The sequence below is a fragment of the Bradyrhizobium genomosp. III genome (assembly GCF_000261705.1).
GTDB lineage: Bacteria > Pseudomonadota > Alphaproteobacteria > Rhizobiales > Xanthobacteraceae > Bradyrhizobium > Bradyrhizobium ottawaense.
The window spans coordinates 1-19,308 of record NZ_AJQF01000328.1 but is presented as its reverse complement, the minus strand read 5'-3'; the positions used below and the strand labels follow the sequence as shown (position 1 = coordinate 19,308).

The 19,308-nt window shown below is 64.8% G+C and carries 18 protein-coding genes and 1 pseudogene; 12 read left to right on the top strand and 7 right to left on the bottom strand.

Annotation, left to right across the window (positions count from 1 at the left end; translation table 11 throughout):
- Together IC66_RS0126710 and IC66_RS0126705 are read left to right on the top strand one after the other, a co-directional pair.
- Entirely contained in the window at window positions 1-795 is a 795-nt protein-coding gene (locus IC66_RS0126710) for a protein-L-isoaspartate O-methyltransferase family protein (protein ID WP_038949734.1), read from the top strand.
- A gap of 95 nt (window positions 796-890) precedes the next feature.
- Window positions 891-1,841, top strand: a complete 951-nt coding sequence (locus IC66_RS0126705) for a DUF6492 family protein (RefSeq protein WP_038949733.1) — start codon at window positions 891-893, stop codon at window positions 1,839-1,841.
- 10 nt (window positions 1,842-1,851) lie between these two features.
- Here IC66_RS0126705 and IC66_RS0126700 read toward each other — a convergent pair whose 3' ends face one another.
- Window positions 1,852-2,919, bottom strand: a complete 1,068-nt coding sequence (locus tag IC66_RS0126700; RefSeq protein WP_038949732.1) for an endo-1,4-beta-xylanase — start codon at window positions 2,917-2,919, stop codon at window positions 1,852-1,854.
- A gap of 317 nt (window positions 2,920-3,236) precedes the next feature.
- Here IC66_RS0126700 and IC66_RS0126695 point away from each other — a divergent pair, with 317 nt between their 5' ends.
- A complete protein-coding gene (locus tag IC66_RS0126695) occupies window positions 3,237-4,673 on the top strand; it encodes a lipopolysaccharide biosynthesis protein (protein ID WP_038949731.1) in 1,437 nt (478 codons plus the stop codon).
- Window positions 4,674-4,914: 241 nt separating this feature from the next.
- Window positions 4,915-6,471, top strand: coding sequence for a L,D-transpeptidase (locus IC66_RS0126690; protein ID WP_028142233.1), 1,557 nt, complete (start codon window positions 4,915-4,917; stop codon window positions 6,469-6,471).
- A gap of 33 nt (window positions 6,472-6,504) precedes the next feature.
- Here the strand turns inward: IC66_RS0126690 and IC66_RS0126685 are convergent, their stop codons facing one another.
- The gene (locus IC66_RS0126685; protein ID WP_038949730.1) at window positions 6,505-7,317 is read right to left on the bottom strand and encodes a class I SAM-dependent methyltransferase; all 813 of its coding nucleotides are present in this window, start codon (window positions 7,315-7,317) and stop codon (window positions 6,505-6,507) included.
- 32 nt (window positions 7,318-7,349) lie between these two features.
- On the opposite strand from IC66_RS0126685, the gene IC66_RS46480 reads away from it, so the two are divergent.
- Window positions 7,350-7,526 carry a hypothetical protein gene (locus IC66_RS46480; RefSeq protein ID WP_157158100.1) on the top strand — a complete coding sequence of 59 codons (177 nt, stop codon included), beginning with the start codon at window positions 7,350-7,352 and terminating at the stop codon, window positions 7,524-7,526.
- On the opposite strand, the gene IC66_RS42675 is transcribed toward IC66_RS46480, so the two are convergent.
- The 5 genes from IC66_RS42675 to IC66_RS0126660 all read right to left on the bottom strand — a co-directional run bounded on the left by IC66_RS42675 (window position 7,519) and on the right by IC66_RS0126660 (window position 14,362).
- Window positions 7,519-10,518 (bottom strand): patatin-like phospholipase family protein, encoded by a 3,000-nt coding sequence (locus IC66_RS42675; protein ID WP_083859345.1) that lies wholly within the window; start codon window positions 10,516-10,518, stop codon window positions 7,519-7,521. The two genes, IC66_RS46480 and IC66_RS42675, sit on opposite strands and share 8 nt — an antisense overlap.
- A 105-nt stretch (window positions 10,519-10,623) precedes the next feature.
- A complete protein-coding gene (locus tag IC66_RS0126675) occupies window positions 10,624-11,163 on the bottom strand; it encodes a VOC family protein (RefSeq protein WP_028142235.1) in 540 nt (179 codons plus the stop codon).
- Window positions 11,164-11,272: 109 nt separating this feature from the next.
- Window positions 11,273-12,241 carry a Bug family tripartite tricarboxylate transporter substrate binding protein gene (locus IC66_RS0126670; protein WP_038949728.1) on the bottom strand — a complete coding sequence of 323 codons (969 nt, stop codon included), beginning with the start codon at window positions 12,239-12,241 and terminating at the stop codon, window positions 11,273-11,275.
- 12 nt (window positions 12,242-12,253) lie between these two features.
- The gene (locus tag IC66_RS0126665) at window positions 12,254-13,147 is read right to left on the bottom strand and encodes an MBL fold metallo-hydrolase (RefSeq protein ID WP_038949727.1); all 894 of its coding nucleotides are present in this window, start codon (window positions 13,145-13,147) and stop codon (window positions 12,254-12,256) included.
- Between the two features lie 3 nt (window positions 13,148-13,150).
- Window positions 13,151-14,362 (bottom strand): ABC transporter substrate-binding protein, encoded by a 1,212-nt coding sequence (locus IC66_RS0126660; RefSeq protein WP_038949726.1) that lies wholly within the window; start codon window positions 14,360-14,362, stop codon window positions 13,151-13,153.
- 167 nt (window positions 14,363-14,529) lie between these two features.
- Between IC66_RS0126660 and IC66_RS0126655 the strand changes: the two genes are divergently transcribed.
- The 7 genes and pseudogenes from IC66_RS0126655 to IC66_RS0126625 all read left to right on the top strand — a co-directional run.
- Window positions 14,530-15,225 carry a TetR/AcrR family transcriptional regulator gene (locus tag IC66_RS0126655; protein ID WP_038949725.1) on the top strand — a complete coding sequence of 232 codons (696 nt, stop codon included), beginning with the start codon at window positions 14,530-14,532 and terminating at the stop codon, window positions 15,223-15,225.
- Entirely contained in the window at window positions 15,203-15,754 is a 552-nt protein-coding gene (locus tag IC66_RS0126650) for a carboxymuconolactone decarboxylase family protein (protein ID WP_038949724.1), read from the top strand. Before IC66_RS0126655 ends, IC66_RS0126650 begins: the two co-directional genes overlap by 23 nt.
- Before the next feature lie 9 nt (window positions 15,755-15,763).
- Entirely contained in the window at window positions 15,764-16,609 is an 846-nt protein-coding gene (locus IC66_RS0126645) for an SDR family NAD(P)-dependent oxidoreductase (RefSeq protein ID WP_038949723.1), read from the top strand.
- Between the two features lie 251 nt (window positions 16,610-16,860).
- Entirely contained in the window at window positions 16,861-17,430 is a 570-nt protein-coding gene (locus IC66_RS0126640; protein WP_028142242.1) for a DUF2087 domain-containing protein, read from the top strand.
- 104 nt (window positions 17,431-17,534) lie between these two features.
- Window positions 17,535-18,383 carry an alpha/beta fold hydrolase gene (locus IC66_RS0126635; RefSeq protein WP_063712068.1) on the top strand — a complete coding sequence of 283 codons (849 nt, stop codon included), beginning with the start codon at window positions 17,535-17,537 and terminating at the stop codon, window positions 18,381-18,383.
- Window positions 18,358-18,942, top strand: coding sequence for a HutD/Ves family protein (locus IC66_RS0126630; protein WP_038949720.1), 585 nt, complete (start codon window positions 18,358-18,360; stop codon window positions 18,940-18,942). Before IC66_RS0126635 ends, IC66_RS0126630 begins: the two co-directional genes overlap by 26 nt.
- Window positions 18,943-19,055: 113 nt before the next feature.
- Window positions 19,056-19,308: pseudogene (locus IC66_RS0126625) on the top strand (adenylate/guanylate cyclase domain-containing protein); the annotation flags it as partial.

Here is a 19,308-nt window from a genome sequence, read left to right as displayed (position 1 = left end):
ATGAGTGATCTTGCCGCCGCGCGAGCGCGTTACGTCGAGCTGATTGCAAAGCGCGAGCGGATTGCCTCAAAGCGCCTGCTCGAAGCGCTCGCTGCCGTCCCGCGCGAAGACTTTCTGCCGAGGGGCCGCTGGCGCATCAAGAGCGAGGCGGCGCGCAGCTACCGGCTGACGCCCGATGCGGATCCGGTTCATCTCTATGACAACGTGCTGGTCGCGATCGACGCGCGCCGCAAGCTCGACACCGGGCTGCCGAGCCTATGGGCCCATCTTATCGACGTGCTCGACATCAAGGAGAAGGACCGCGTGGTCCAGATCGGCTGCGGGCTCGGCTATTTCACTGCGATCCTGTCGAAGATGGTCGGTCCGAAAGGGCGCGTGATGGCGGTCGATTGCGACCAGCGCCTGGCGTTCCGTGCTGCGAACTATCTTCGCCCCTATCGCAACGTCATCGTGTTTCATGGCGATGGATGTGAGGAGATCCGCGAGCCCGCTGACGTGATCATCATCCACGCCGGCTTCTCACATCCGCATCCGCTCTGGCTCGAGGCACTTCGGCCGCGCGGCCGCCTGTTGGTGCCGCTGACCCAGCGGGACCGTGAAGGCGCCGCCCTCAAGATCACGCGCAAGGGCAGGGGGTACGAAGCCGAGGCGGTGCAGCAGATCCGGATCTTCCCCGGCCACGGCCGCGGCACGACCGCGCTCGACGACCGCGTCGCCGACTGGTGGCAGCGCGCCTCAGCTCTGGCGCCGCTGCGCTTTCGCGGGATCGAGCAGGGACTGCCGTCGGATGGCTAACGCTTCGTTTCATTTTACCTTGATTGCGAATGGAAGTATCCAACGCACACCGACGCCGCTATGAGTACGGCCTGATGGCCATTTGAGCGCGCTCCATGCATTCCGTTGCCCTGCTGACCGCCAGCTATGCCAAGGATATCGAACGCTTTTCGCTGCTCAGCGAGAGCATCGATACTTGGCTCACGGGATACACGCGGCATTATGTTCTCGTTAACGATGAAGACGTGCCGTTGTTCGAGCGCTTCGCCTCCGACAAGCGGGTCATCGTTCCGGCTTCGCGCTACTTGCCGAAATGGTTGTTTGCGCTGCCGCCGGCGCTTCAGTTCATCAGCAAGCGCCGCGTCTGGCTGTCGCTGCTGTCCTCGCCGGTGCACGGCTGGCACATCCAGCAGATCCTGAAGATTGCCGGCGTCCTCAACGCGCCCGAGCAGCGCATCTGCATCCTGGATTCGGACAATCTGTTCTTCCGCGAATTCGACGTCGGGCAATATGCCGGGGCTGAGAAGACGCCGCTGTTCGTCACGCCGAAGGACATCGGTGCTGACCACCCGTTGCATGGGCTGTGGCTGCGCACCGTCGATCAGCTGCTCGGCATCAAGAACCGCTCCTTCCCCGCCGACGATTATGTCGGCAATGCGTTGGTCTGGGACAAAGACACCGCGCGCGCGATGACTGCGCAAATCAAGTCGGCGACCGGCTTGAACTGGGTGCTGGCGCTGTGCCGGAAGAAGAAGTTCTCGGAATATCTGATGTACGGCCATTTCGTCGCGAACTCGCCCGGGCATCTTGCCGCCCATCGGGTCACCGAAAACAGCGTCGCGGTCTCGCATTGGGACGACACGCCGCTGGACCGCCCGGCTATCGAAGCGCTGATGCGTGCCGCCTCGCCCGATCAGGTCGCGCTCTGCATCCAGTCCTATTCGTCGACCTCGGTCGAGGACATCCGCGACGTGTTCCGCCTCAGCTCGCGCGATCGCCGGGCTCCGAGCCTGTCGCCCGAAGATATGGGAGAGGCGGCCGAGTTCGAGGTGAAGACGCGCGGCTAAGCTCGCGCGTTCAGGCGTCCTTCGTGAACTTGCTGATTACGTCCATGAACGGCTTCGGCTTGAACTCGCCGTCGAGCGGCAGCGGCCGGTTCGGCTGCTTGTCCGCGCGGGCGAAGACGCCGTTGATCCAGCTGTAGCGATCCGAGAGGCCCCAGGTCAGGATCGAACGCACCGGGCCGCTGGTCGAAATCGCCGTCAGCAGGTCGTTGACGCGCTTGGCGACGATGGCGTCGCGCTCCGCCGGGTTTCCGGTCAGCTTCTGGTCGTCGACGTCGAGCTCGGTGACATACACCTCAAGTCCCCACGAGCGCAGCTCGGTGACGAACTCGGCGAGCCCATGGGTGTCGATCTCAAGCTCGGCATGCAGATGCGACTGCAGCCCGACGGCGTGCAGGGGGACGCCCTGGTCGAGCAGGTCCATGATCAGATTGCGGTAAGCCGCGCGCTTGGCAATGAAGGAGTCCTTGGCCGACTCGATGTCATATTCGTTGATCGCGAGCTTGACGAACGGATCTGCCGCAGCCGCCGTGCGGAACGCCAGCGGAATCCAGCCTTGACCGAGATGCTGCGTCCAGAACGTGTCGCGCCGGTCCTTTGGACTGCGGGGATTGTCCGGGATCGGCTCGTTGACGACGTCCCACGAGGTCAGCTTGTCCTTGTAGTAGGAGACGACGGTGCCGATGTGGTCGACATAGGCGCGCTCGACGCCGCGGGTGTGCTTGATCTGCTTGGCCCAGTCCGGAATGTCGTGATACCAGGCCAGCGCGTGGCCGCGCATCGTCAGATCGTTGTCCCGCGCAAAATCCAGAATCGCGTCGGCGCGCTCGAAATTGAACGTGTGCGCATTCGGCCGCAGCATCGGCCATTTCAACTCGAGCACCGGGACGACCTGGGTGCAATAGGTGCTGATGGCTTCGCCGAGCCTGGGATCGGCTTGCAGGTCCCAGAGCGTGGCCGCTGCGCCGAACCCCGGACGGCGCTGCGCCAGTTTCGACGCCGGCGCCGCCGACGCGGATGCGCCCGCCGCGAGTGCTGCGGCGCTGCCGAGGAGAAATTCGCGTCTGTCGAGCCTTGTCACTTCAGTCCTTTTCGAACCAACGCACCATCGTACCAAGCGACGCCTCGCGACGCCGGGGTTTCGGCTTGTTGGGTTAACCTCTGCCGCTTGGAAGTCGGTTCCTTTTCGTGATCGCGCCTTGCCATCCGAGGAAGGGCAAATTTAACGCTAACGCGCGAAAGCGGCTCCAAGGCTTCATTCGCCGCCCGATCTGCAGACTTATGTGACATTCTTGAGCGATGCTGCGGCGCATTCGTTTGCCCCGCCAAGGCCCCATTCAAGGCCCCATTGATGAACGGCCGCCACACTCGCAAGACCGTTGCCGGTCCCATGCTCGCATGCTGAACCGCCATTTCTCGATTTATCTCGTCGCCTACATCCTGCCTGCGGCAGTGGGCTTCTTCGCGGTCACGGCCTATACGCGGCTGCTGACGCCGGCGGAGTACGGCGTCTATGTCGTCGGCATCAGCCTCGCCGGCATTCTGGGTGCGATCTTCTTCGCCTGGATCAAGCTGTCGGTGTCACGTTATCAGGCGATGTCGGCGGAGGTGGATTTTCGCGGCACGGCGATGGTGGCTTTCGGGCTCACGGTCGCGGTGCTTTGCGCCACGACCCCGCTGGTCTTCCTGTTCCGCAGCGACCTCAGTGTCGAGCTGCTGCTCGCCAGCATGTTCGTCGCGATCATGGCCAATGCGGTCGATGTCGGCCAGGAGTTCGAACGCGCCAAGTTGCGACCCTACCGGTTTGCCGCGATTTCGATCGTGCGCAGCGTGTCGAGCGTCGGCTTCGGCCTCCTCGGCATCTGGCTCGGCTGGGGTGGATTGGGCCTGCTGGCCGCGTTCGGCCTGGGGTCGCTCACCGGCATCATCCTGAACCTCGTCGGCGACCGCACCAGGATCGCCCGCTTCCAGCGCAGCCAGTTCATGCAGCTCGCGCGCTACGGCCTGCCGCTGACGCTCGCCGGGCTTTCCGTCGCAGTTTATTCGGCCTGCGACCGGCTGATTGTCGCCTATCTGCTCGGCAAGGATGCCGCGGGCATCTTTGGCGTTGCCGCCGACCTGCCGCGCCAGTTCATGGTCATGATCGCCTCCAGCGTCGCCGCGGCCACCGTGCCGCTGGTGTTCCGGTCATTGTCCGAGAACAGCAAGGAGACGACGCGGGAGCGGCTGACTGAAAGTCTCGAGCTGCTGCTCGTCGTCGTCACGCCCGTTGCGATCTGGCTCGCGCTGGCAGCGGATCAGGTCGCCGGCACGCTCGTCGGCGTCGACTTCCGCGCCGGCGTGTCGGCGCTGCTGCCGACCCTGGTGCTTGCCCGCTTCTTCGGTATCGCCAATCAGTTCTACGTGCAGATCAGCTTCCAGCTGGCCGAGCGGCCGTTCATGCTGGCGGCGCAATCTTTCCTCACGCTGGTGGTCAGCGTGGTCCTGATGTTCGCGCTGGTCGCCGGCTACGGCCTTTACGGCGCGGCGCTGGCGACGCTTGCGACCGAGGCGCTCGGCTTCCTCGTTGCCGTCGTCCTGATGCATCGCGCCCACCCGGTCCCGTTCGACCTCGGCCGACTCGCCGGTATTGCGGCCTCCGCTGCGGCGATGGCGGCTGCGATCCTGGCTGCGCGGTCGCAAGCGGGCGGCACCGGCTTCGTGGCTCTCGTCATCGTCAGCCTTGCCGGCGGCCTTGCCTATGTCGGAGCGGCCTGGCTGCTCAACGTCGCCAATGTCCGGACGCTGTCGCTGCGCTTCCTGCGAGGCTTCAACCGTAAGGCTCTGGGCGTCTGACGGGCGTGTCCTCGCCGGCACAGCCGGACATTCTGCCGCAGTGACTGCCACCTGGTTCGGACTAATCCCGGCTGCAACCGACCTTCCGCCGGCTCAGGCCGTCGTATATGAGGGATTTGTCGCCGGACCGGGCCGAATATCGCCACAGACGGAACGTATGGCGGCTGCGATTTCTTAATTGAATGACCGCAATCTGATACATGATCGGCACGAGCGGGCCGGCATTTCGACCGAGGATGGCATGAAAAACCGACTGACGACGGCGCAACCCACCAAGGCGATGCGGCGTCGGGTGCCTCCCGGAATCGTGACATTGGCGGCAATGGCGGTCCTGGCGGCGGTGGCGCCGGCGAGCGCGGCCAAGCAGGCGCGCCAGCCGGCCGAGGCGGTGGCCCAGCGCCAGGCCGGCGATCCCATCATGGCGATCGTGTCGATCAAGAGCCAGCAGGTCACGTTCTACGATGCCGATGGCTGGATCCTGCGCGCGCCAGTGTCGACCGGCACAACGGGACGCGAGACGCCGGCCGGCGTCTTCGCCATCATCGAGAAGGACAAGGACCACCGCTCGACCATGTATGACGATGCCTGGATGCCGAACATGCAGCGCATCACCTGGAACGGCATCGCGCTGCATGGCGGACCGCTGCCCGGCTATGCCGCCTCGCACGGCTGCGTGCGCATGCCCTTCGGCTTTGCCGAGAACCTGTTCGACAAGACGTATATCGGGATGCGGGTGATCATCTCGCCGCACGATACGGTCCCGACCGATATCTCTCACCCCTCGCTGTTCGTACCGAAGCCGGAAGCGATCGCGGCAGCGCCCAGGCAGGCCGACAAGCTCTCCGTCGAAGCCGACGAGGCCACAAGGGCTGCCGAGGAGGCCAAGAAGGCTGCCTCCGCTGCCGCGAAGGAAGCTGCTTCGCTTCCTGCCGTTCTGCGCAAGCTGGAACAGCAGAAGGCCCGCGCTGACGCCGAGCTCGCCTTCGCCGACAAGACGCTCGCGAATGCCAAGAACGATCAGGCCCGCGCCAAGGCCGAGGAATTGAAGCAGAAGGCGGCGACCAAGGCCGCCGACGCGGCGACGCAGCTCGACGCCGCCAAGGCCGCCGCGCAGCCGAAGCGCGATGCCGTGGCCGCGACGAAGGAGGCCGCGAAGGCCACCGCGGCCAGGAAGGCCGACGCCGTGAAGGCAGCGACCGACGCAAAGCTCGCCGGTGAGCCGGTCTCGGTCTACATCAGCCGCTCGACGCAAAAGCTCTACGTGCGGCGAAACACGCATAAGCCAGCACCTGATGGCGGCGGTGAGGTGTTCGACACCAGCATCGAAGTCCCCGTCACGATCCGCAATCCCGAGCAGCCGATCGGCACGCATATCTTCACGGCGATGGCGAAGTCCGCTACGGGCCTGCGCTGGAGCGTGGTCACGATCGAAAACGGCGACGAGGCGAGGAATGCGCTCGACCGCATCACCATCCCGCAAGAGGTGTGGGATCGCATCGGGCCGACCGCATTGCCGCGCTCTTCAATCATCGTCTCGGACGAGCCGCTGAGCAGCGAAACCAATTACCGGACCGAATTCGTCGCGGTGTTAAGCGACCAGCCGCAAGGCGGCTTCATCACGCGCAAGCCGACCGCACCTGCCATGATCGCCAGCGATGACGGCTGGGACAACGGCGGTAACGGCTTCGGCTTCTTCTACCAGCGTGACCCCTACGTACAGCCGGCCAATCCGCGCCGGCAGCGCGGCCAGTACCAATATTATCAGTCGACGCAGCCGATGCAGGGAAGCTGGTGGTAGGACGCGCGGAATAGCCGCCCGGACGACCTGCAGTTACGGACGCGCTTCGATCACCACAGCCTGAATCTTGCCCTCCACCGGTCCGGCGCCATGACGCGTCCGGATCGCCTCGGCGACGATGTCGGTCGCGGCCTGAAGCGTGCTGGCATCCCTCGCCTCGATCTCGCCGCGCAGCGGCGTGCCCTGGCAAAGGGCGAGCGCGACATATTCGGGCGATGGCGCGCGGCTTGTTTCAGCTCGCGTCTCGATCGAGATATCGCGGAAGCCGGCACGTTCGAGGTCGGCTCTGATGACGTCTCTGTCGTGATAGCCGTGGGGCGTGCGGACCATGAAGCGCGGCGGGTCGTCGGGAAACAGTTTGCCGAGCGCGACCGTCGCTTCATGCGTCAGCACATTGTCCTCGATCCGATCCCAGACGTTGAACACGAACGTGCCGTCCGGCTTCAGGACGCGCTTCACTTCCGCGTAAGCCTTGGTGCGGTCCGGAAAGAACATGGCGCCGAACTGGCAGCAGACCGCGTCGAACTCGGCATCACCAAAGGGCAGGGCCGATGCATCCGCCTGGCGCCAGCTGATGCGGTCATCGTCCTTCTGGCGCTGCGCGGCGACCGCGAGCATGGGCTCGTTGAGATCGGTTGCCACGTAACGGATGCCGCGCGGCAGCGCCGCCGCCACGGCGCGCGTCACTGCGCCTGTGCCCGCGGCGATCTCGAGCAGCACGGAGGGCGAGCGGGCGGCGATGCGTCTTGCGATGTCCTCCGCGTAGACAGAGAAGATCATCGGAACGAGATACTCGTCGTAGATTTTCGGAATCGAGCCGGCGAAAACCTTGTCAGTGTCGGACATGATTGCCTCGCTGAAGGTTCGGACACGGGTTCATGCGAATTTCCCATCACCAGCGCCATGCGCTGGTCGGCAAACGCGCGAGCGGGCGCGCAGGCCATGTCAGCCCGCTGAAAAAGAAAGAGAAAAAGAATTTCATCACGGCCCCCAAGCCGGGATCTGCAACATTTGCGAGAATAGCCGGCCGGGGCCGCAAGACAAACTCTATTTGAGCTTGGCCGGCGTCTCCTGCGGCTGCGCAGCTCTGAGGCAGGCAAGCAATCGCTTGCCTGTCGTAAGGATGGGTTTTGCCTGTTGGCGGAGCGTTTGGGTCGATGCTCGTCCCACGACCACGGCGCGCGCGCCTTCCCAGTCGTCCTGCGCGTCGTTGAAATAAGATGTCAGCTTGTTGACGCCACCACCGAAAAAGAGCGCAAAGGTCACGCGGGAGGCAACGCTGGCATTGAACAGCAGGTCCGGCTCCTCTTCGAGCGGTTCGCCAATCAGTGCCGCATATTTTTGATAGTTGCCGCGGCCGGTCAACTGGATCATGCCTCGGCCGCGATAGCGCCAGCCGTCGGCCGGCTCCGTGTTTCCCATCTTGCCGCTGTAAATCCTGTTTGCCAGACCCTCGGGATTGTTGACGAACCGTGGCGCTTCGTCCTGGGGGATACGAAATACGGACGTCAGCCTTGTCGCGTTCCTGTAGACGAGATTTTCGGACAACATCCTGAAATCCCAGGTTTCGTAGGCCGCGGTGGCGAGAACATAGGCGAGCTGCCGCAGGTCAGTCAGCTCTGGATGGTGGTCCCATTCCCTGAGCAGCGCCTGCAGCGCATGGACCTGGAACGACTTCACCGGAAGTCCCGATCCGTCGGCGTAGCATCGGCTGATCGCCCTGATGTCGAGCCGCGACGGAACATCCTGACGAGCATCGCCGAGCTCTCGATAGTGGTTCTCGATGGCGATCTCGTGGGCGGCCAAGTCGACCGTCTCATCCAGCTCGTGCGCGAGCAGGACCTGAATGCAATCCGCTGTCGCGCCGCTGCGATCGCTCTGGGTGAAGTCTCGCCCGGCTTCACAATCCCAAAAACGGCCGCTCTGCTTTTCGATGATCTCGCGGGTCTTGTCCGACATGGTCCATCCGAGCGGGAGCGGGTAGTACGGGTTGCTCAGCGATGCGAGACGCAGATTCCTGACGATGCTGGTCTCCTGCGTCCCATGGACGTCGATGGCGAAGGACTGCGCGGACAGCGCCCGGGCGGCGCGGTTGATCGCGATGTAGGCCCGGGAGTCGCGTGTGTTCAGCAGCGCCTTGATCGGTTCGAGCATCTCCCCGAAACTGAACGAGGTGCGCTCGGGATAGCTGCCGCCTCCGAGCACGATCAGTTTGATCGAGACACGGGGGCTCGGCTTCGCTGCACCATCAGGCGCATCATCGGCGGACTTGTTGATCTCCGCGATGGTTCCCCGCAGCGAGTCGATCAGATCCATGGCCGTATCGACACCGGAATTCTCGAAATAGCCGCCGTCGACCAGCCGCATCTTGTCGATGCCGGGCGACGAAGGGTCCTTTGCCGTCACGCTGGCTGCGGGCGAGACCCATGGAAATCGCGCGCTGACGAACGCGGCGGTGCTCAGGGGAACGTTGATGGGACCGGAGTTGGGTGGCCCGCCGTCCGGCGGCTTGAGGGATTGGAAGAACGACAGCGAATCGACATTGTCTCCGTTCGCCTCCCTCCCGAACGTGAACGGTGAAAATACCACGCGCCGTCCGCTCGCCGCATCGGTTGCGTTGAGCAGCAGCGCCGGCCTGCTGCCATCCGCCAGCCAGTGCGCCATGAACGGCTGCTCCAGCGGCCCGGCCGTCGCGCCGGATCTCGTCGCGCTTTCGAGCGAATATTCGAGCGCGCGGGCCCGGTCGAGCGGTCCGACCGGACGGAAGATGAAGCGCTGGAGAAAGTCGCCGAACAGCGTCGAGGCGATGAGCGGCGAGAGCAGGTCGGCAGAAAGCGCCTGTCGAACGTACCGCTCGTTCGGTCCCGGCGTTTCGATCGCCGCGTCCAGCGGAGACTGCCGTTCGAGATAGCTGGCGATCTTGGGGCATGCCGTCTCGCCGGCCTCCTTCTGCGCAACGGTCGCAAGCGCCGACGAGAACACCGAAGCGCCGATGCTCCCGCCGGATACGCCGCTGATTGCGAACAGGTGATGGCGAAAGGCCGGACAAAGATCCTGCAGCCGGGCCAGGAAGATCGCGCTCTGATAGGCGGCGTAAATGCCGCCGCCGCGGGCGGCGACGACATAGACGGGATAGTCCTTGCTGAACTGATCGCGGTCGGGGCGGAGTGAGAGCCATCGTGTGAATTCGGATGTCGCCGAATCAAGGCCCGACGCCGGTGCCGGACCGTCCAGTGTCCGGATCCCGTGGTTGTCGTTGCAGTCGATCCAGGACAGGACGACCGCCAGGCCGAGAAACAGCGGCAACCACGGCATGCGCGAACGGACGGTAATGAGGCTCGCATAGGTACAAAACGCGGTGATGCAAACGGCGAAGAGCGCGAGGACGACGAAGGGCCCGAGCGCGCCGGCAAACCCCGTCGGCCCGACGGCGAAGATCGCGGTGGTGGCAAGGATAAGCCCAATCGTGCCGAGCAGGAACGATCGGCTGCGAAAGCGCTGAACGTAGGATGGGTCGGCCGCGTGCCCCTTTCCCACAGCGTACCAGAGGCAGGCCGCAAGAAGTGTGAGAAACAGGACTGCGTAGCCGCTTCGGTGCAGCGACTGCCCGACCGAGATGGCGAGCGAGGCGTCGAACTTGTCGAAGGCGCTTCCGGGGGCGTTGTAGATCTCGTTCAGCTTGGCGTCGGCTTCGCCGAGCCGCAGCGGAATTGCGCCGAAATGCCCGGCCGCACCTGCGATCAGCGGGAGCGCTCCCAGCACGATCGGTGCGAATCTGGCAGTCCAGTTGAACATCCTCGTCGGTTTGCCGGAGAGCCGGGCCCGGCTCTCCAGAACCACCATGGCGGAGCCGAACCATATCAGGCTGCCGACGAGAAGGAGCGTCAGCCACAGCAGGACGAGGTTCAGGAACTTCAGGTCGGCGTAGCTGATGCGATAAAGCTCGACGATCTGCGCCGGCAGCGACAGGATCGCAGAAAAGACCAGGCTGAGGACGACGAACCATTTGAGATTGCGGAGCAACCCAAAGACCTGGTCTCGGCTCATCTTTCGCCCCTGATGATATCCCCGTCGAGCGGACCTCCGGCCAACGCGGTTACAATCAGCGGACCCTACCACACAGGCGTGCAAGTGATGCACCGGCCTCGCCGGCTATGATTTTGCCCCACCGACCTCGCGGATCGGCCGCGTGCCGTCCCAGCTCATCGCGGCCTGCCGGACCTTCTCGAAGAACGGCCCCTTGGTGCCGCTGATGTCCGAGATCTCGATCACCGTGCCCGGATGGTCCTGCGTGTCGAAATAGGCAAAGCGCCCCTTGTCGCCGCCGATCTGGCCCTCATGGCCGATCCTGTAGCCGAGCCCGATCGCCTTGTCGTAGAGGGCCTGGTAGTCGTGGCTCCAGTAGGACATGTGCTGGAGGCCTTCGTGCCCGGCATCGAGAAACTCCTTGTACAGCGAGGGCGCGTCGTTGCGCTGCTGGATCAGCTCGATCTGGAGGTCGCCGGAATTTGCCAGCGCGATGCTCATCTCCACGGCGGAGTCCTCGCCGCGGTGACGAAACCAGTCGGTCTTGACGCGGTCCATGTAGTACCAGGGGCCGACACCCATCACTTCGATCCAGTGCTTCATCGCGGCCTGGATGTCCCGCACCACATATCCGTTCTGGCGCACCGCGCCGAAGATGCGGCTCATGCCCGCGCTCCTGTTCTCTGCCTATTCACGACGGGACCTCATCCTGACGGCCCGCCGCCGGCGGGCGTCTCGAAGGATGGTGCACGCGAGCTGCCCGCCACGTTCCTGCTCACTTGACCTCAATGCCGGCGTCCTTGGCAACCTGCTTCCAGGCCGCGATGTCGCGCGCGTTGAGATCGCGCTGCTCGTCGCCGGGGACGAATTGCGGGGTGATGCCGAGTGCCAGCAGCTTCTGCTTCACCACCTCGTCATCGAGCGCGTCCTTCAGGGCCCCCGAGAGCTTCTGTGCGATCGGCGGAGCGAGGCCCGCCGGCGCATACATCGCCCAGGACAGGCTACGATCGAACGGCACGCCCTGCTCCCCGTAGCTGGCGACATCGGGCAGGCTCGGCGAGCGCTCGCCGCAGGCGGCCAGCGCCTTGATCGAACCGTCTTTCACCAACGGCGTTGCGGTGGCCACGTCGAGTGTGGCCAGCGAAATGTGTCCCCCGAGCAGGTCGCCGGCGAGTTTTGCGATGCCGTTGAACGGCACGTGGTCCATCTTGATACCGGTCTGCTGCATCAGGATCTCCGCGCAGAATTGGCCGGTCGAGCCGACGCCCCAACTGCCGTACTGGATCGGCTCGCCCTTCCTGGCCAGAGCGACCAGGCCCTTGATGTCGTGGGCGGCAAAATTCTTGGTTGCAACCAGCATGATCGAGGAGGTACCGACGCGGCCGATGGTCGTGAAATCCTTGATCGGATCGTAGGGCAGTTTTGGATAGATCGCGGGGGCCAGCACATGCGTGGTCATGCCGCCGACGGTGATGGTGTAGCCGTCGTTTGGCGATGTCGCGACCATCTGCGTGCCGAGCGTGCCGGCCGCACCGGTGTGGTTCTCGATATAGATGCTCTGCCCCAGCGTCTTGCCCATCCTGTCGGCGAGCAGCCGGCCGACCACGTCACCGCCGCCGCCGGCCGCGTAGGGCAGCAGCATCCTGATCTTGTGGCTGGGGTAGGCGGCCGGATCCTCTGCCCGTGCCGGCAGGGCCGTGAACCACAATGCGAACAATGAGAGCGTGACGGTCCGCAGCTTCATGATGGTTTCCCCCTAATCCCCGAAACGAAATCTGTAGGCGTCGCCGTGCCGAACCACGTGTCCCGCGGTCGGGGCCGGAAAATGGCCGGTGAGGAGATAGCTCGGGGTATCCGCGAGCTCTTCCAGCAGCGCCATGCGCGTTGCGAGCGCCGCGGCCGGATCGACGTCGGCAGCGTTCGATAGCCACGGCGCAGCGCACTGGATCGGATGATGAATGACGTCGCCCGACATCACCGCGTGATCGTGGCGGCCGGTGAGGTGGATCTGCATGTTGCCGGCGGTGTGCCCAGGTGCCGGCGCAAAGCGCAAGGCAGCGTCGCGGTCGCTAAACAGGCGATGATCAGTCTCGACGAATTCGGCAAGGCCGGCCGCCACCACCGGCAGCACGGAATCCTCGAACGAGCCGTGGTTCACCGGGCTCCTCGGCGCCGCATTGTGCGCGGCCTCGAAGTGGCGATATTCGGCGCGGCCCATCAGATAGCGCGCATTGGGGAAGGTCGGCACCCAACGACCGTCGATCAGCCGCGTGTTCCAGCCGACATGATCGACATGCAGATGCGTGCACATCACGAAGTCGACCTGTTCGGGCGTAACGCCCAGCGCCTGCAAGTTCTCGAGATAAGGCTGGTCGAGGTTGTTCCACGCCGGCACGCGCGGCCGCCTCTTGTGGTTGCCGCAGCAGGTGTCGACGATGGCGGTCCAGCGCGGCGTGCGCACGAGATAGGAGTGGTGGCTGAGGATGAAGCGGCCGGTCTCCGGCTCGATGTAGCGGTGATCGAGCCAGCTCCGGTTTTCCGCGATCACCTCGTCGGTGACGTTGGCGAACAGCCAGCTCTTGTCGAAGGCAAGCGCGGGGATCTCGCTGACGAGATCGACCCGCATGCTGCCGATCGTCACCTGCCGCATCGGTCAGTTCTTCAGGAGATCGCCGAACGGCACCCAGCGCGTGCCGTCGAAACGGATCAGCTGGAGGCTCGTCATCGGCGTAAAGCGCTCGGGCGAGTTGCTCACCGCGGTGCCGTTGATCAGCATCGGCAGCTTCACGTCCTTCATCGTGGTCGCCTGCTTCATCACATTGGCACGGGTGAGGTCGTTGCCGGAGGCCTTCAGCACCGTCACCAGCGTCTGCGCGATGGTGTAGCCGTAGACGTTGAGCCAGTCGCTCTTGTTGGTATCAGGCATGTACTTGTCCATGAACGCCAGCCATTCCTTGTAGCCGGGGTCATCCTTGTTGGCGGGATCGGTTGCGTCCTTCAGATATTGGCTGGAGATGACACCGGTGGAACTGTCCTTGCCGGCCGGCTCCAGCACGCCGCTGATCGAGGCCGAAACGTTGGAGATGATGGTCGTCGGCTTCCAGCCGATCTCGCCGATCTTGCGGATCGCCTGAGCCGCGAACTTCGGCGTCGCCGCGACCAGCACGACATCGGCACCCGCGGTCTTCAACTGCAAAATCTGGGTGTCGACGGTCGGGGCCGAGGTCTCATAGGCCGCGCGCGCGACGATCGCTTCGCCGCTGCCGAGGCCTTCCTCCAGCGCCTTCAGGTAATCCTTGCCGAGATCGTCGTTCTGGTAGAGCACGCCGATCTTCGCATTGGCGCGGCTCGCCTTGATGTATTTTGCATAGGCGATCGCTTCGTCGCGATAGGTCGGCTGCCAGCCGACGGTCCACGGGAAATTCTTGGGATCGTCCCACTTCGCCGCGCCCGAGCCCAAAAAGAGCTGCGGCACCTTGCGGTCGTTGAGATATTTGTGCACCGCGCTGTTGGTCGGCGTGCCGACGCCGCCGAAGATCAGCAGCACCTCCTCGCTCTCGACCAGGCGCCGGGTCTGCTCCACCGTCTTGGGCGGGCTATAGGCATCGTCAGCGATGATCATCTGGATGCGACGTCCGTTGACGCCGCCGTCGTCGTTCACTTTCCGGAAATAGGCTTCGGCCGACTTCGCAATCTGCGCGAAGGCCGAGACCGGGCCGCTCAGCGGCGCGGTGGTGCCGATCTTGATGGTCTTGTCGTCGGCGCCGGGATCGTATTTTGCGGTTTGGGCTGAGGCGATACTGGCCGCGAGCAGCGGCAACAGGATGCAGGCCGCAGTGAGGCGAGGGCGGGCGAAGCGCGCCATGGGTCGTCTCCCAAAAATTGCTCTCCGCCTCTCGATCGAGCGGAGTTGAAACGCGAGAACAGCGCCCGAAGCAGGCTTGCGGGCCGCGACCGTTGCCGCCAGAGTGGGCGAGACGAACGATCGTTCGTACGGTTGACTAGCGAACGATCGTTCGTTAGTCAAGTTGCATGGCTCTCCACACCTCCAGCGCGGCGGAAGCGGCTGCGCCCACGACCCGTGAGCGCATCCTCACCGAAGCGCTCGACCTGTTCGCGCAGAGCGGCTATGGCGGCGCCTCGATGCGGGAGCTCGCGCGCCGCGTCGGCATCCGCGAGAGCAGCCTCTACAATCATTTCTCCGGCAAGGCGGCGATCCTCGAGGCGATCGTCAGCGAGCACGGTCCGGCAAGCTCGGCGAGCCGGCTGGAGGAGCCGCGCTACAGGCAGCTCGCGCGCCAGCCCGCCGCGTTCTGCCGCCAGTTTGCGCTCGACCTCGTCGAGCAATGGTCCGATCCGCGCGAGCACCAGTTTCAGAAGGTCATCACCGCCGAGCGTAACCGTGTGCCCGGCATCCGCGCCAAGTTCGCCGATCATTTCTATGCTCGCGAGCAGAGCATGATGACGGATTATTTCCGCGGCTTTGCGCTCGCCGGCCTGGTCAAGACGCCGGACCCGCGCGAGACCGCGCGGCTGTTCGCGGCCGGCCTGATCTACATCCGCCTCGAGCACTACGTGATGGGCGCCGCGCCCTCGCCGCGGCAGAAGGTGATCGAGGCGATCGACCGCTATCTCGCCTTCTTCCTGTCGCTGATCGGGGCAGGCGAGGACACCGACAAGAAACGAAAGCCTAAGGGAGAAACGCGTGGCAAGGCTGCCCCTGATTGATCCGGAGACCACGAGCGGCGATATCCGCGCCTCGTTCGACCGCATGCCGGTCAAACTCAATATCTTTCGCATGATGGCCCATGCCGAGGCCAACATGATCCCGGCGATGCGGCTCGGCAATTCGATCCTGCACAAGCAGAAGCTCAGCGCGGTCAACCGCGAGCTCCTGATCCTTCAAGCTGCCCAGTTAGAGGGCGGCGCCTATGAATGGCGTCAGCATGTTCCGATCGCGCTCGGCGTCGGCTGCACGCAAGCGCAGGTCGACGCGGTCGAGCGCTCCGACTACGGCGCGGCTGCCTTGAACGAGGCCGAACGCGCGCTGCTGAACTTCGGGCGCGAGGTCGTCAAGAACGTCCGCGTGCCCGAGGCGACCTTTGCTGCTGCCCGCAAGCATTTCAGCGACCAGGAGATCGTGGAATCCATCGTCGCGCTCGGCTTCTACATGATGATGGCGCGCCTGACCGAGGCGACCGAAACCGATCTCGATCCCGCAGCCGGCATGACGGTCTATGACGGCGGCAAGAAGTAGGCGGTCGCGATGACTGAAACCGACAGCAAGCCGGAGCGCTATGTTCGTCCGCCGAGCGCGGAATCGCTCGGTGAGGCGCCGGGCAGGGGACGGCTAAAGGGCCACCGCATCCTGATCGTCGGCGGCGGCCAGCGCGTGTTCGATGCCGCCACCGATCCGATCGGCAACGGCCGCGCCATGAGCATTTTATGCGCGCGGGAGGGCGCGAAGGTTGCAGTGGCTGACCTCAACCATGCCTCGGCTCAGCAGACCGTCAAGCACATCACCGATGAAGGCGGCGAGGCCTTTGCCATCGCGGCCGACGTGACGTCCGAGGCTGACGTCCAGCGCATGATCGAGGAAGCCCACCGCGCGATGGGCGGCCTTGACGGCATGGTGCTGAACATCGGTACCTTCGGCAAGACCGGCCTCGATAACGTCAGCCCCGAGGAGTGGAACAGGATCTACGACGTCAACGTCCGCGGTCCCATGCTGTGCTGCCGCGCCGCGCTGCCGAAATTCGACGATGGCGGCTCGGTCGTCTTCATCTCCTCGATCGCCGCGCTGAAGGCGGGATCGCAGATGGCGGTGTATGATTCATCGAAAGCCGCACTCGGCGGCCTCATGCGCAACATCGCTCATCTCGGCTCGCGCCGTGGCGTCCGCGCCAACCTCGTCTATCCCGGCCTCGTCGACACCCCGAACGGCCGCGAAGCCGGCGCCGGCCGTCCCAATCGCGGCAAGGGCCACGTCCCGTTCGGCCGCCAGGCCACGGCGTGGGAGATCGCCTATGCGGTGCTGTTCTTCCTGTCGGACGAAAGCGTCTATGTCACCGCGCAGACGCTCGCGGTCGATAGCGGCCTGAGCGGAATGTGAGAGCGGATACGTAGTCCGGATTGCGCTGCGCACCACGTGCACCCGCGCCCCATCCGGTGGGCGGGGCTCTTGAGCTTGCCGGGCGTCTATAGTAAGGGTTCGGCCGGGTCTGCAGTTCACCCAGGCGTCACCGTCCCGCGAGGGAAGCTAAACCTGCAAGGCTCAATCGAATCGACACCAAACCTCGTGCCGCGTCGTAAGCCGGTGACCTCCGACAATCCATCTGTGGAACGGCACATCGAGGATTGGTCATGACCAGAACCCCCATTGAATTCGTTGCGGGCGACATTTCCGCGCTCGCGAAATCCCTGCGCGCCCAGCTTCTGGAGCGTACGTCGCCGCCCGGTCACGTCGAGCTCCTCAACATTCTTGCACGTGCGACGGGGCACAGGAACTATCAGCATTTCCGCGCGCGTGCGGTCGGCACCGCCGTGGACGATCGCGGCACGCCGGCACCACAAGTCGATGCGGTCGATCTGAAGCGCGTGCAGCGCGCCGCGCGCCATTTCGACGACCACGGCAGGCTGCTTCGCTGGCCGGCCCGCCACAGCCTGCAGCAGTTGAGCCTCTGGGTGTTGTGGGCCGGCTTCCCGCCGCGGTGCAGTCTGGCCGAGGCGCAAGTGAAGACGTTGTTGAGCCGTCAGCACGCTTTCGCCGATGATGCCTTGCTCCGCCGCGCGCTGTGCGATCACGGCCTGGTCTCCCGCACGGCCGACGGACGCGCGTATCGCAGGATCGAGCGTCGGCCGCCGACGGAGGCGGCAGCGCTTCTGCGCCACCTCAAGGCCAGCGCATCCGGACGACCGGAAGCCGCGACATGATCGCAAATCCGGACGCATTGCCGCTCGCCGGGCCCGCTCCGGTCTCGGTGCGGACCTCCCGCGGGACAGTCCAATGCGCAATCGCAGGTGAGGGGCCTGCTATCATGGCCATCCATGGCGGCATGGGCGGCCACGACCAGTCGTGGCTGCTGGCGCGCGCCCTCGCCGCGACGCTCAGGGACAAGCGGGTGGTGGCCGTGTCCCGCCCGGGCTATCTCGGCACGCGCCTCGAGCTTGGCGCGTCGCCCGACGAACAGGCTGACGTCTATGGCGCGCTGCTCGATGCGCTCGGGATTTCGACCGTGGCGGTCGTCGCGGTCTCCGCCGGCGGTCCCTCCGCACTGCAATTCGCCGCACGGCATCCCTCGCGCTGCCGCTCGCTCGTGCTGGTATCGGCCTGCACGGGGAAACTGCAAACGCCGCCGGAGATCACCGCGCGCCTGCGCATGATGCGCCACCTTGCGCGTCTTCCCGGATTGCCCCGCATCCTGAAGTGGCGAAGTGAACGGAATCCGCAGGCTGCCGCGCGCCGCGCGATTCCCGATGACGCCATGCGCGAACGGACCTTGCGACATCCGGAGGCAGGGCCGCTGTTCCGCGCCTTGCAGTCGACGGTGTTCGAGCATCTGCACGCCCGGCTTCCGGGTACCGTCAACGACATCGCGCAGTTTGCCGCGCTGGGGGAGTTGCCCGAGGGATCGATCTCGGCACCCGCGCTCATCGTGCACGGCCGCGCCGACAATGTCGTGCCGTTCTCGCATGCCGAGAACGTCTGCCGAGCGATCCCGCAGGCAAAGCTGCTGGCGCTCCCCGACGGCGGCCACGTGGCGCTGTTCACGCACCTGGACGTGGTGCGCAAGGAGGCCGAGCCGTTCCTGGACGCACACGAACGCGCTTCCCTGCACCCTCATCGCATCGAGGATCCCCATGAAGACGACATTGCTCAGACCTGAAGACTACACCCGCTCGCCCTGGAAGAACGGCGGCGGCATCTTCACCGATATCGCGGACGCACATCGCGCTGACGCTGGGGTGAAGGATTGGAGCAGTCTGCTCTGGCGCTTTGCGAGCACGCCGATCGTGGCGCCCGGTCCCTTCTCCCATATGCCGGGCATCGACCGCTTGCAGATGGTGGTTAGTGGGCGCGGGCTGGTGCTCAAGGCCCCCGGCCAGGAATTCGACGAGCGTGAACCTTTTACGACCGTGCGGTTCACCGGCGAGCTCGAGATCGTGACGGAGCTTCAGGCCGGGCCGGTCGAGGTCGTTAACCTGATGGCGCGGCGCGGTGCGGTGGAGATCGAGCTCGAAGCGCTCAGGGAAGCCGGCGATCGACCGTTGCATGCCGGCACGCATCTGGTTTACGCGCCGCACGGCGATTGCCGCATTCGCCTCGATGGAGAGGATCTTGCCATCCCCGGCAACGGCACGCTCAGGATCGAATTGACCGAGACATCGAGGCTCGCGCTCGTTTCGGGTCCGGTGGTGCTGGGGTCGATCCGGATCGTCGGTTAAGGGGGCACAGCCCCGACAGCCCGATGCGCACAATCCATGCAACTGGCTAGGTTGACGCGGCGGAGCCGGGGCACGATATCTGCCCTGATGCAGACCGCCGTGAGGGGCAGGATATGACCGCGCAAGACAACCACGCCCCCGCCACGCAGGTCGACGGTGTCGTCGACTGGCTGACCAACGGCACGCGCGACGAGCGCTTCATCGACAATATCTTCGCCGACATGTGCATCCGTCTGCAGCAGGCGGGCATTCCGCTGAAGCGGTCGACGCTCCATGTCCTGATCCACCATCCGCAATGGCTTGGCGCCCGGTTCATGTGGTCCGACGGCATGCGCGAGGCGGAGATCGCGCGGGTGGATTATGACG